Source organism: Methyloglobulus sp., assembly GCF_040079455.1.
In the GTDB taxonomy this organism is placed as follows: Bacteria; Pseudomonadota; Gammaproteobacteria; order Methylococcales; family Methylomonadaceae; genus Methyloglobulus.
The window spans coordinates 37,054-50,079 of record NZ_JBEBKJ010000016.1; the positions used below are offsets into that span (position 1 = coordinate 37,054).

Genomic DNA, 13,026 nt, shown 5'->3' on the forward strand with positions numbered 1-13,026 from the left:
AATCTCGCCCTGAACGATTACTTGCTTACTCGACTTTATTCATTTGGGACGAACCATGAATGATCTTACCAATAAGAACCTATACTCAGCCGAAACTAACCTGATGGTGCATCAACTGCCCCCTATGATGTACGACTATGATGCGCTAGAACCCTACATCGATGGTCGTACCATGATGTTGCATTACGGTATCCACCATGCGGCCTATGTTGAAAAACTTAACCAAACTTTAGAGGAGTTCCCAGAATTTAGGGGGCGCTCGGCGTATTGGCTGCTGTCCAATTTGAATAATCTCCCAAAAGAAATCAGAACCGTAGTTCACCATAATGCAGGCGGGCATATCAATCACAGTTTATTTTGGCGTGCCATGAAGCCGAATGGTGCTAGCGGACCCAGTGGGCTGCTTCGGGAGGCAATTATCCGCAGCTTTGGCAGTGTAGCTAAGTTCAAAACCAAGTTCGAGGAAGAAGGAGCAAAATTATTCGGTTCCGGCTGGGTGTGGTTGGTGCGGACGCCGAAAGATGGCGGCAAACTCGAAGTGACCTCCACCTTCGGTCACGACAACCCGATTATGCAAGGCAACTTACCGATATTGTTAAATGATGTCTGGGAACATGCTTACTACCTGCACTATGAAAACCGTCGTCCCGATTACTTAAAAGCCTGGTGGTCAGTTGTTGATTGGGCGGAGGCATCTCATCGCTTTGAGCTTTCGGACGAGAACTCCATAGCGGAACTTTGGGAATCTGAGGCCGAATGCCTATTGGCTTACGAAGACTAATGTCCATAGTTAAAACCACTATGTACGGTAGCAGACAGAGATCATAAGGGTTTAGGCGTAATTTATAAACTCACGGGACAAACAGTTACTATGCTTTCCGGCTTACCGACACAACATAACTGAATCTTTTAACACAGGAAATATCATGAAAAATCTTAACACCAGCGTACTCGCAATTGCAATCGGACTTGTCTTGAGTACTGGCGCATTGGCCGATGCTATGTCAAAAAAACAATATAAGTCGCTTGATAAAAGTATTGACGCACAATACAAGGCGGCTAAGAAAAGCTGCGATTCCCTTTCAGGAAACGCAGAAGATATCTGTGAAGCAGAAGCAAAAGGCACTAGAAACACCGCCAAGGCCGAGCTTAAATACAATTACAATCCCACCAATAAGGCATTGTACAAAGCCCGTACTGCCAAAGCCGAAGCCACTTATGCAGTTGCTAACCAAAAATGCGATGACCAAGAGGGTAATGCCGAAGATGTTTGTGAGCAGGAAGCTAAAGCCGCCAAAGTCCAAGAAGTAGCCGCCGCCGAGGCTCAGATGAAGACATCGAAAGCTGATACTGTCGCGATTGAGAAATCGTCTGATGCGCGTAAGGATGCAGAGTCGGATATGCGCGATGCCAACTATGCTGTAGCTAAGCAGAAGTGTGAAGCATTGGAAGGTAAAGCTGAGGATTTGTGTATGAGCGATGCAAAGGCACGCTTCCACAGAGAATAAACGACATCGAACGAAACCGGTTTAGCACCTTAGGTTAGACATTGAGGGGATAAGCAATTCGTGGCGAGCTTGCCGAACCATTCATGTAGAGCCTGAATGGTTCGGCAATTGATAAAATATAAAGGAGACGAAAATGAAACAAGCGACAAATAAGGTTTCCGCAGCCAACGCTGCGGTACTGTCCGACATACAGACTCTGCGTAAGCGCGCCCGAAAAAATATCGAGGAAGGTGCAGTCACCACAGGCTATGGGGCTGACCGCAAGGAAGTGATCAGGTTATTGAATGAGGCACTTGCCACTGAGCTGGTCTGCGTTTTGCGTTACAAGCGGCATTACTTTATGGCTAAGGGTATCAATTCTGATTCAGTCAAAGCAGAGTTTCAGGCTCACGCAACTGAGGAAATGGGGCATGCTGACCGCCTTGCAAAGCGCATTACCGAATTGGGTGGAGAGCCTAACTTCTCGCCTGACGGACTAAGCGAACGCAGCCATGCCGAATATGTCGAAGGTGATACGCTCGAATCGATGATTAAAGAAAACTTGATCGCCGAACGAATTGCTATCGAAAGTTATCGTGAAATGGTCATTTACCTGGCTGAGCATGACCCAACTACTCAGCGTATGCTCAAAGAGATTCTCGCCATGGAAGAAGAACATGCCGATGATCTTGCTTCGCTATTAGTGGGCATGTAGCCTTAAAACGGAAACCAGAAAAAGAGCATTTTCCTAGTGGTGTTAACCCCACTAGGTCACCAAATTTTGATAAACCTAAAAAATCAGGTGAGTCTTCCATATCCCGTTGAGCCTACATCTCAACTGATTTTTTAGGATAAATCACAGCTCCTGACACCAAAAGACTTTATGTGCCTTACCGTACAGATAAAAATCAATTCCACAATTAGACTAGTGTTAAAGAGTTATAGGCAAAAGTAAATAGTTTGCCAAAAAGTAGCTTATTTCCTGAATATAGTATATAAGATACTGATTTATAGATTATTTCTTTCCTTGTCAAATTTTCCTACACCGACAGAAAAAATTTAGCCATCAATCCTTCTCTTATTGATAGGTTGATTTCATCAGATATTCCTAAAGTAAAATCAGAGAACACGAAACTATGCTAACAGAGACTTCCTCGCCTTCTGGCCTGAATAATGGCTTTACTGAGTCCGCCTATTCTCCACCATCACTAGACAGCGCTATTGCCTTAGCCACCAAGCAATTACTCAGCCTACAAAACGAAGCCGGTTATTGGGTATTTGAACTTGAAGCAGATTGCACCATACCTTCCGAATACATCCTGATGATGCACTTCATGGATGAAATCGACGAAGGGCTCCAGATCAAGATCGCCAATTTTCTCCGGACACAACAAAGTGCAGACGGCAGTTTTCCCCTTTATAAGGGCGGCACAGGTGACATTAGCTGCACCATCAAAGCCTATTACGCCATGAAAATGGCTGGTGATGCTATCCATGCAGCACACATGGAGATAGCACGTCAATGGATATTAGCCAAAGGCGGTGCGGCTAAGGGCAATGTCTTCACCCGTATTATGATGGCGATGTTCGAACAGATCCCTTGGCGCGGCGTGCCTTACATGCCAGTGGAAATCATGTTGTTACCCAAATGGTTTCCGTTCCATCTGGACAAAGTATCTTACTGGTCACGTACCGTGATGATTCCAATGTTCATTCTTTGCACTTACAAGGTCAAGGCTCGCAATCCTAATAAAATTGGTATTGCTGAACTGTTTGTTACTCCACCGGATCAGGAAAGAAATTATTTCGCCCACGTCAAAACGCCGCTAGGTAAGACTATTCTTGTTGTCGAACGCATGGGGCGACTGATGGATTCGCTGATTCCCGGCTTTGTCCGCCGTAAGGCAACCGCCAAAGCACGGGATTGGTTCATGGAAAGATTGAACGGCTACGATGGTTTAGGGGCGATTTTTACGGCTATGGTAAACGCCTATGAAGCCATGGACTTACTAGGCATCCCTGCCGACAATGAACAGCGTCGAGTTGCCAGAGCAGCCATTGATCGCTTGCTGGTCATCAAGGATGATATGGCCTATTGCCAACCCTGTGTTTCCCCTATCTGGGATACTGGCCTGACATCATTAGTCCTACAAGAAGTAGATCGCTATGAACGCAATCCACAAACCCAAGAGGCACTTAAATCTGCTTTGCACTGGCTAGCAAGCAAACAGTTGCGGGATGAGCCAGGTGACTGGCAAATTCAGCGGCCTAACCTCCCAGGTGGCGGCTGGGCTTTCCAGTTTGGCAACAGCTATTACCCCGACGTAGACGATACGGCGGTGGTTGCCCTTGCACTAGTTCAGGCTGATAAAAGAGAGTTCACCGAAAATATTGGACGGGCAGCTATTTGGATAGCCGGTATGCAATCCCGCAATGGCGGCTATGGCGCATTTGATGCTGATAACGATCATTATTATCTCAACCATATTCCATTTGCCGACCACGGTGCTTTACTCGACCCGCCAACCGCCGATGTTAGCGGTCGTTGCATCATGTTACTGGGTAGGCTTGTTCACCAACATCCGGAATATCAGGCGGTTATTGACAACTGCATAGCTTACTTACGTACCGAACAAGAAAAAGATGGCTCCTGGTTTGGTCGCTGGGGGACTAATTACATATATGGCACGTGGTCTGTACTGGCTGGTTTTGAAACCGCAGGCGTATCCAAGGACGACCCCAGTATTCGTAAAGCTGTAATGTGGCTGAAATCCAAGCAGCGCACGGACGGTGGTTGGGGCGAGGATAATTTCAGCTATCATGGCAACAATATCCGTGGCGTATTCCATACCAGCACAGCATTTCATACCTCGCTTGCGCTCCTGGCTTTGTTGTCGGCTGGCGAAGCAGGCTGCCGAGAAGTTGAATCTGGGGTGAATTATTTATTGAAAAACCAACAACTCAACGGATTCTGGAACGACAAAAGCTTTAATGCACCGGGTTTTCCCAAAGTTTTTTACCTGAAATACCATGGTTATGATAAGTTCTTTCCGCTCTGGGCATTAGGACGCTACCGTAACGAGCAGCTAGCCGCATTATGAAAAACTTAGTCATCGTACATTTCCGGTATTATTGACGTTGAGTTAAGCCGTTCATGGCAAGTTCTTCGACTGCTTTCATTAGTTTGTTGTCGAACAATGAATAGCTTAACTTCTTAGGTTCAGATTTTTCCATTCATCCTTCGACAAGCTCAGGGCGAACGGAAAAACCCCTAACTCAATGGCAGTGATAATCCAATCTGAATTTAGCCACCGGTTCGTGCTTCTTCAAAATCTATCATAGACATAGTGTAAACCCGCTCGCCTTTTTACTTTGGTGCAAAACTCCCACCATTTAAGCTCATCTGCCTGCCGAAAAACCGTCTCGTAACTATTTATTGCAGGCGTACCTTTCAGTTAACCTATGTTTCCGACACGGCATGGTTAGGCAAAATGGGTATTCACATGAAAACATCCCTTCACCCTGCACCCCGAAATCTTGCCTCGAATCTAAATTAAATGGATGATGCCATTTACATAGGCAGTACTGACTGAATGCCATATCCTGGCAAAAGTGAATAATAGGTAAAAAACCAAACATGAAATGAAAATGGCATAGGGGTTTCAGTAGGTAACCGAATGACCGGATTGTCCCGGTAGGCGACGGTTATGGGGCGTTTGCAGGTGGTGGCAGCATTTGATGAGTTTAAAAAGATTACAAAGGTGAGGCATGAACAAGAGATTAAATTTAATATTTGATAGCAGTAGCCTAAAAACGATACGGCGCAATGCCCTATGGTTAGTGTACGTTACCGGGTTACGGAGTTAAAAATGAACTGGAAAATTATATTGCTCATCATAGTTGCCCTTTTGCTGTACTGGATATGGCATGCCCCGTGGGAATGGCGTATGCGCCATAACTTTAACCAGCACTTTGCCGCCTTCCAAAAGCTTGAGCAAATGCAGCGCGAAAATATAGAAGTGTATTACATCGGCCATGAAAACGAGCACTATGAAAATTCACGATTAGGCGAAGAAAGATATAGCGAATACAAAAAGTTACTGGGTAAAGCTAACCTCGATCACATCATTTATATAAACGATGAACCCAAAAAAAGGATGGTTCGTTTCCAAGAAGTAAGAAGCTTAGATGCTGGTGGTTACGTTTATATGGAATATCCGCCTCCTAAAATTTTTAATTCTTTCAAAGAATGTAAGCCCATTATGCCGAGTGAGTCATGTTTTATTTTGCTACAAAAAAATTGGTACTTGTACAGCGAAAAATTCAGAATGGAACAACCCGACGCAAAGTAGTTTTGATTTATTAACCGTAGCCATTTCACATTTATATTAGGAGCAACAATGAGTTCGCAAGCCCCATATAGCCTTCCTCCAGTACCCCAAACTAACGGGTTATCTGTCACGGTCGAGGACAACATTGCAAAAGCCTTAGCGCAAACTGCCGGAATGACCTTGGCGCAAAAATTTGAATGGTTTTTTGCCCAGGTAATGCCATTTGGCTCCATGGATTATAAAAACTACGCTGATTATAAGAACAGCCAAGCCGCACAGAACTTCGGTAATTTCAATTATGGTGTCGTTGGCACGGCCTTGGGCATCCCCATAGAGATATTGGATCGCTTCGCAGGCTATGCACAAGTCGGAGCAGATATATTTCTTGATCTTAAACTTCCAAATGCTCCTTGGGGCTCTGACTTTGGTGACAACCCGGGAGATCAAGCGAAAATTAATGAAGGTATCGCATGGGCTGAAAGCAATGGTTATGTCGACATCACCAATCTTTCTAATAATGCCCTTGGTACGGAAGGCGACGATGTGCTTTGGGTTAGCGATGGCGCACTAGGGTTATTGAATTTACTTAATGGCGTTACCCTTAATGGGGGCAGCGGAAACGATTTTGTTGTCGGCAGCAAGGGTTCTGACGAATTGCAGGGCGGAACAGGCAAAGACACTTTATACGGCGGTGGCAACGATGACTTTATGTTCGGAGACCAAGGCGACGATATTTTGCATGGTGGCACGGGAACTGATTGGCTGGAAGGTGGCGAAGGTAATGACACCTTGGAAGGGGGTGAGCTAGTCGGTGTCAACGCTGATAGCAGTGCCGACACGCTAATAGGCGGTAAAGGCAATGATTTCTTAGCAGGCGGAGACGGCAACGACACTTACATCTACAATTCGGGCGACGGCTTTGACGCCATTGCAGACCTTAAGGCTGTAAGAAGCAATGCCCCATGGTTATTGCGCCCAGTCCTATTTCTTGATGACGCAGAATTGCATCTTGCATCATCAAGGTTAAGCGTTAGCCGACTGATGCTTCTTCAGTCGATGAAATATCTTCGGCATTGGCCTGTTCAAAGATCTCTTTTACCTGGTCAATGGTTTCGCTATTAGTCGTATGGACAGAAATTAACGCACTTCCGCCAATGATTTTTCCTTCATAGCGCTTGGCTTCATACTCGGGAATGCCGAGTCCTATTAAAGCGCCGCTCAAACTACCGGCAGCAGCGCCGACTGCCGCGCCGCTCAATGCACCCATAATAGGGCCTGCGGCGACAAACGGGCCAACACCTGGGATAGCTAAACTGCCAATCCCAGCCAACCAGCCAAGTACGGCACCCGTGCCTATCCCCACTGCACCACCAATAGCAGCGCCTTCAGGCGCTTTAGTGTGCTTTTCATAGGCAAAATCCCGGGTACTCTCTTTATCTGGAAACAACACCGAAATATCGTTGTTTAAAAATCCGGCGGTCTTCAAGTTGCTGACGATAAGTTCTGCCTGCTCGGTACTTTTTGCGATACAAAATACTGCTTTAGTCATGACATTCTCCTGTGCCTTTATGGCGCTTTAATTTCAAGTTGATTATCTACACGAACTACACCACGAGTTTTCTTGGCAATATTTTCCAGTTTCATGCTTTCATCTGCATTTTCAACCGGCCCACGCAAGGTTACTATCCTATTGCTGGTGATGATTTTTGCATTCTGGGCATTGATTGATAGTGACTTATCTTTGACCAAGGCTTTGCGTATCTTGGTCGTAATCTTGATGTCTTTTGTACCCCCTTTTTGTTCATCCGGGGTTAAGGTTGTGCCATCTTTATCCCTGACGTTGCGCTGAGTGTTTTCCAATGCCGATGCTGCTGCCATATAGATGGCGCTATCGTGTTCGGCTTGAATGGGCTTAGCCATTAGTAGTAAGCTAGCAGTTAAGGTGAACATAACTAACCATAATTTTGTAACCATTTTGATCTCCTTATTTGTGAGTTTTTTCAAGATAATTGAACGGTGTTCATGCCCACTTTAGCTTTCTAATTCCACGAATCATCAACCATTTATCCACGATGGAAGTAATCCGTTGTTGTTTGGTAAAATTTGTTACCGCAAAGGCAACAAGGATATTAGAGTCTAACGGCCACTCAATAGACGACTTAATAAAAAGCCAACACCGACTGCTATTCCTAAAGAAGCGACGGGGTTTTCATGGATGTAACCTCGGCAGTCTTCAACAAATTGCTGCTCCGCATTTTTCAATTGTTCACCTTTTCTACTTAGCGCATCTGCAGCTTGACTGGTTGCATTGGCTGCTTTGTCAACTGCCTCGTGAGCGCTTGATTTAACTCGGTCAATGGTTTCATCGACCCTGTTAGTATTGTCTGTTGTTTCCATAATGGTTTCCTTAAAAAGTAAGATTTAACATCTGGTTTTTGATAGTCTCAACCGAAGATGAACACCCTATTATTTGGTGTCTTTTTTAAATGACTGCGCGTGGATTGCTTAATACTTAGGGGTCAATGGTTAAAAATTAAATATGGATCCATCAAAACAACCACGGGTATTTCCAAGAGCCAGCCTATAAAATTCTAGCTAAATCCCTAACGATTCTCCGTCGAAAGACATAACATTGCAGACCGGTAAGAAGTCTAATGGAAAATTCTCATGGAGTCGGTGCGGTGACGCACATATGGCTGATATTGAATGTCTACTATCCCTATTGAGGATTGAAAATTATCCCCTTGGTCGAGAGCCCTACGATTCCACTCTTTAAAATAGCGCTTATGTACGCTAGCGAACGGTGTGCGCCTATGAAAAAGCATTTAATTGCCCCTGAGGATTTTCGGTATCGGAAATCAATTCTGATGGCTAGTAACTCGGCTTGTTAGAAGTAGTAGTGCCGAAATGCGCGCCAAGCCAATGCTCCAGAAAAATTGCGAATCGTTGTGATCGCAATACCTTCTCAAGACAACGACTGTGTTCTGTATTTAATTCAATGGAGAGAGACTATGAAATTTTTTTACTGCCCCAAATCAAAACAGATGATGCAGAAACTCGGCGTGACCGCAACTTCTGCATTTCTTATATTCGGTTGTGCAAGCATTCCTGCACCGACAGAACAAATGGCCGTTTCTAAGGTTGCAGTAACTAATGCAACCAGTGCAGGGGGCAACGAATTTGCGCCGTTACTGCTTAAATCGGCAATGGATAAGATGGATGCCGCTGAACGAGCCATGACTGCAGAAGATTATCTGAAAGCGCGGCAACTGGCAGAACAAGCACAAGTCGATGCCCAACTAGCCGCAACTAAAGCGCGTTCAGCCAAGGCACAGAAAGCAGCGACCGCATTACAGGAAGGCAATCGCGTACTACGCCAAGAAATTGACCGTAACGCCCACTAAACCCCAACAGGAATTCATCATGCAAAAATATCAATACATTCCCATGGCCTTAATCGCTATAGCGATTATTACTGGTTGTAGTACCGTAACACAAACCCCACCACTAGCAGAAGCGCATAGCAGTTACAACAGCGCGCGGACTAATCCTGATGTCACCAATCTGGCGGCGGTAGAATTAAAAGATGCTGGCGACACTTTGAACAAGGCGGACTATGCCCTAAATAATAGCGAAGACACTGAAACTGTCGATCATCTAGCCTATTTAGCGAAGCAAAAAGTGGGGATAGCGGAAGAAACCGCCAAACGGAAAACGGATGAATTAGCCGTCACCAACGCGGGCGCCAAACGCAACGAAGTCCGCTTGGAAGCACGGACGGCTGAAGCCGATGCAGCTAAAGCACAAGTGGCAGAACTGTTAGCTTTGAACGCCCAGAAAACCGATCGTGGCATGGTGATTACTTTAGGCGACATTTTGTTCAGTACCGGCAAATCACAGCTAAAACCGGACGGCGTACGTAACGTACAAAAGCTAGGTGATTTTCTTATCAAATATCCACAAACCAAGGTATCGGTTGAAGGCCACACGGATAGTGTCGGCAGTAATAGCTACAATCAGGACTTATCTGACCGTCGTGCCTATTCCGTACGGTCGGCTTTGACCGATATGGGGATCAGTAATGACCGCGTCGCTACCCACGGTTATGGCGAAGAATTTCCCGTTGCGAGCAACAACAATGCCGAAAGCCGTCAATTAAATCGGCGCGTGGAGATTATCCTCTCCGATGCCAACGGCAACATCACACCAAGGTAGGCTTAGTCAATATCGGCGGCGAACGACTGAACTTTGGTAACCTGATCGGACTCACAATTGTCGTTACGACCAGCAGGATTCAATCTGTCATCCCTGTTAGTACGCTAACGCAGACAAGGATGACAGAACCTGTATGCAGTCTATTGGGTCACTATCCCTTACGATCAAAAAGAGAGATTATTATAAAACAACGTGAAAATGCCAATTACCAGAAGACAGAAGCTAATGAAGACGAAAAACGAATATACAGAAAGTCGGGCATCAGAACTTAAAGAATGGAGTGCACAGATTGATCTCTTGGTTACCAAGGCTGAAAAATCAGCAGGGGTGGTTAAGCTAAAATATGATCCACTACTCGATGATTTACGTGCCAAACAACATGCAGCCGCTGAAATGATGAAAAAGTTGGAAGGTGCCAGTGATGATGCGTGGGGGCTTAAAGAGGCCGCGGATAAGCTGTGGGATGAGCTTAGGTCTGGTTTAGCTAACGCCTCTTTAACGTTTAAGTAAGCTAACGCAAGAATAATTTGTTTGGTATGCCGGCCAAGGCTCTATGTGAAATACCCTAGGGACTGCGTCTGGACTTGCTGTAGCGACTTTAAATTACCTTTTTACTCAAGATTTTTTCGACAACATGGGTACTAATTTTATGAAAATCCTTTCTTACGCAGCACAAAACGCAACAGCGCCCCTCGCGCCTTTCAAAATTGACCGTCGTGATCTTGGCGCGGAAGATGTGCAAATACAGATTTTATATTGCGGTGTCTGTCACTCTGACTTACATACCGTCCGCAACGAATGGCAGGGCACAACCTATCCTTGCGTACCTGGCCACGAAATTATCGGACGCGTCACGAAAGTGGGTGCGAACGTCAAGAAATTCAAGGAAAACGACATTGTCGGCGTGGGTTGCTTGGTGGATTCCTGCCATAGTTGCGAAAACTGTAAAGATGACCTCGAACAATTTTGCACAAAAGGCCCAATCTTTACCTACAACTCACCGGACAAACACACCGGCGGACTGACATACGGCGGTTATTCTAATAGCATAGTCGTGGATGAAGCTTTTGTATTACACATCCCAAACAACTTAGACCTCGCTGCAACTGCCCCGCTCCTTTGCGCAGGAATCACGACTTATTCACCATTAAGGCACAATAAAGTTACCGAAGGCCAGAAAGTGGGCATCGTGGGGTTAGGTGGGCTGGGCCATATGGGGGTAAAACTAGCTAAGGCTTTTGGCGCGCATGTCGTTGTCTTTACCACCTCGCCAAATAAAGTTAAAGATGCCTTGCGGCTCGGTGCGGACGAAGTAGTCAACTCCAAGAATGCAGGCGAGATGAAAAAACATCTTAATAGCTTCCATTTCATTCTTGACACTGTGGCCGTGCAACACGATATCAATGCCTATCTCGTTCTCTTGAAACGCGACGGCACGCTTACACAAGTGGGCGTACCTCCTGAACCACTTTCCGTTCACGTCGGCAGCCTTATCTTCGGACGGCGCAATTTCAGTGGTTCCCTCATTGGCGGCATTAAAGAAACTCAGGAGATGCTGGATTTTTGTGGCCAGCACAATATCACATCCGATATCGAGCTTATACCCATACAGAAAATCAATGAAGCTTACGACCGCCTGGTGAAAAGCGATGTTAAATACCGGTTTGTCATTGATATGGCAACTTTGAAAGAGGTGGTGTGAATGGATACCGATAATCAAACAACTGCATTGAAAGTACAGGTTAGCTCGCATCTTGTGGAGAATTTTTATGCACATTGAAAATCACCACAAAACAACTGTTTTGATTCTAGCCAGCGTGTTATTTGCAACATCCATTACTGGCTGTGGCCGTGCCAAGCAATATCGTCGGGTCGAACAATCCGGTTATCTTGGGGATTACTCGAAAATGAAAGAAGGCAAAGGTAATGAAGCTCTTTATATCTATGTGAATCCTCAAGCAAACTGCCATAAATACAGTAAGGTCATTATTGACCCAGTGGTTTTATGGGGAGAATCCGAAGATTCGCCACTTGCGTCCCTGGACCCTAAAGATCAAAAAATGTTGGCTACTCTAGGTTGGGGTACGCTTTATGATGCCATGAAGAAAGGCAAGTTTGAAATTGTCAACAAACCTGGCCCAGATGTGATGCGTGTAAAAGGTGTAATTACAGAAGCGGTTAAGGCAAAGGTGATATTAGCAGATGTCGTGGTGGTTGCCCCATACGTTTGGGAAGCAGCAACGTTATGGGGAATTGGCACAGGAAAATGGCCTTTTCTAGGTGAGCTTGCTGGGGAAATGGAAATAACTGATTCGTTGACAGGAGAACGTCTCTTCTCAGCCGTGGATAAGGTGGTCGGAACCTTGGGTTCTAATATTGATCCCTTAGCTAGATGGGACGATGTCCGTCAAGGATTCAATCTCTGGCGAGACAGGCATGGTGTCCGCATGGCTAGTTGTCACAATACAGGATCTTTCAAAATGCCCAATGATGACAGGAATTGGGTAACAAAAACCTATCAATATATATCGCCATAATGCGTTGTTGAATTTACTTTCATGGTAATCTCTAAAAATTCAAAAAACTCCTTCTCCCTTTGGGAGAAGGTTGGAATGAGGACTTTAGAATCAAGCATGTATTCCCCTCTGCCTAACCCTATCCCAAAGGGAGAGGAGATGATTAGGGATTCCCTCATTACTAAGCGTCACTTTTTGGAGAAAACAAATGCAATGGCGCAATAGCACAGAGCGTTACGGCTCACTTTCAATTGGACTCCACTGGTTAATGTTGCTGCTGCTCATAGCAGTGTATACCTGCATTGAGCTGCGCGGTTTTTTCCCCAAAGGCAGTGATCTTCGTGAGGCTTTAAAAACCTGGCACTACATGTTGGGGCCATCTGTTTTCGTTTTAGTCTGGCTGCGCTTGCTATTAGCATTAACAAGCCCTTTCCCTCAAATTAAATCTGAATCACCAAAATGGCAGAAGCTATCAGC

General features: G+C 45.4%; 15 protein-coding genes. 12 read left to right on the forward strand and 3 right to left on the reverse strand.

Translation table 11 applies throughout. The features are described from left to right. Positions 1–55 precede the first annotated feature (55 nt). The 6 genes from ABL924_RS05800 (at position 56) to ABL924_RS05825 (ending at position 6,940) form a co-directional block, all read left to right on the forward strand. Complete coding sequence (locus ABL924_RS05800; RefSeq protein WP_349026127.1) at positions 56–781, forward strand: superoxide dismutase; 726 nt, start codon at positions 56–58, stop codon at positions 779–781. A 145-nt stretch (positions 782–926) separates the two neighbouring features. Next, entirely contained in the window at positions 927–1,508 is a 582-nt protein-coding gene (locus tag ABL924_RS05805) for a hypothetical protein (RefSeq protein ID WP_349026128.1), read from the forward strand. Between the two features lie 133 nt (positions 1,509–1,641). Then, a complete protein-coding gene (locus ABL924_RS05810; protein ID WP_349026129.1) occupies positions 1,642–2,202 on the forward strand; it encodes a ferritin-like domain-containing protein in 561 nt (186 codons plus the stop codon). A gap of 421 nt (positions 2,203–2,623) precedes the next feature. Further along, on the forward strand, positions 2,624–4,588 hold the full coding sequence (gene shc, locus ABL924_RS05815) for a squalene--hopene cyclase (protein WP_349026130.1): 1,965 nt from the start codon (positions 2,624–2,626) through the stop codon (positions 4,586–4,588). A gap of 768 nt (positions 4,589–5,356) precedes the next feature. After that, a complete protein-coding gene (locus ABL924_RS05820; protein WP_349026131.1) occupies positions 5,357–5,839 on the forward strand; it encodes a hypothetical protein in 483 nt (160 codons plus the stop codon). Positions 5,840–5,887: 48 nt separating this feature from the next. Then, positions 5,888–6,940, forward strand: a complete 1,053-nt coding sequence (locus tag ABL924_RS05825) for a polymorphic toxin type 44 domain-containing protein (RefSeq protein WP_349026132.1) — start codon at positions 5,888–5,890, stop codon at positions 6,938–6,940. On the opposite strand, the gene ABL924_RS05830 is transcribed toward ABL924_RS05825, so the two are convergent. From ABL924_RS05830 to ABL924_RS05840, 3 genes are all read right to left on the reverse strand, one after another. Beyond that, entirely contained in the window at positions 6,849–7,367 is a 519-nt protein-coding gene (locus ABL924_RS05830; protein WP_349026133.1) for a hypothetical protein, read from the reverse strand. The genes ABL924_RS05825 and ABL924_RS05830 overlap by 92 nt on opposite strands. Before the next feature lie 17 nt (positions 7,368–7,384). Continuing rightward, complete coding sequence (locus ABL924_RS05835; RefSeq protein ID WP_349026134.1) at positions 7,385–7,792, reverse strand: BON domain-containing protein; 408 nt, start codon at positions 7,790–7,792, stop codon at positions 7,385–7,387. Positions 7,793–7,954: 162 nt separating this feature from the next. Continuing rightward, positions 7,955–8,215: a DUF883 domain-containing protein gene (locus ABL924_RS05840; RefSeq protein WP_349026135.1), complete on the reverse strand. Its 261-nt coding sequence runs from the start codon at positions 8,213–8,215 to the stop codon at positions 7,955–7,957. A gap of 614 nt (positions 8,216–8,829) precedes the next feature. Between ABL924_RS05840 and ABL924_RS05845 the strand changes: the two genes are divergently transcribed. The 6 genes from ABL924_RS05845 to ABL924_RS05870 all read left to right on the forward strand — a co-directional run. Further along, on the forward strand, positions 8,830–9,222 hold the full coding sequence (locus ABL924_RS05845) for a DUF4398 domain-containing protein (RefSeq protein WP_349026136.1): 393 nt from the start codon (positions 8,830–8,832) through the stop codon (positions 9,220–9,222). A gap of 19 nt (positions 9,223–9,241) precedes the next feature. Next, positions 9,242–10,033 (forward strand): OmpA family protein, encoded by a 792-nt coding sequence (locus ABL924_RS05850; protein ID WP_349026137.1) that lies wholly within the window; start codon positions 9,242–9,244, stop codon positions 10,031–10,033. A gap of 225 nt (positions 10,034–10,258) precedes the next feature. Next, positions 10,259–10,543 carry a hypothetical protein gene (locus tag ABL924_RS05855; RefSeq protein WP_349026138.1) on the forward strand — a complete coding sequence of 95 codons (285 nt, stop codon included), beginning with the start codon at positions 10,259–10,261 and terminating at the stop codon, positions 10,541–10,543. Positions 10,544–10,682: 139 nt separating this feature from the next. Then, positions 10,683–11,735 (forward strand): NAD(P)-dependent alcohol dehydrogenase, encoded by a 1,053-nt coding sequence (locus ABL924_RS05860; RefSeq protein ID WP_349026139.1) that lies wholly within the window; start codon positions 10,683–10,685, stop codon positions 11,733–11,735. A 67-nt stretch (positions 11,736–11,802) separates the two neighbouring features. Further along, positions 11,803–12,570 (forward strand): DUF3313 domain-containing protein, encoded by a 768-nt coding sequence (locus tag ABL924_RS05865; protein ID WP_349026140.1) that lies wholly within the window; start codon positions 11,803–11,805, stop codon positions 12,568–12,570. Between the two features lie 187 nt (positions 12,571–12,757). After that, on the forward strand, positions 12,758–13,026 hold a 269-nt coding region (locus ABL924_RS05870; RefSeq protein ID WP_349026141.1), incomplete at its 3' end, for a cytochrome b/b6 domain-containing protein.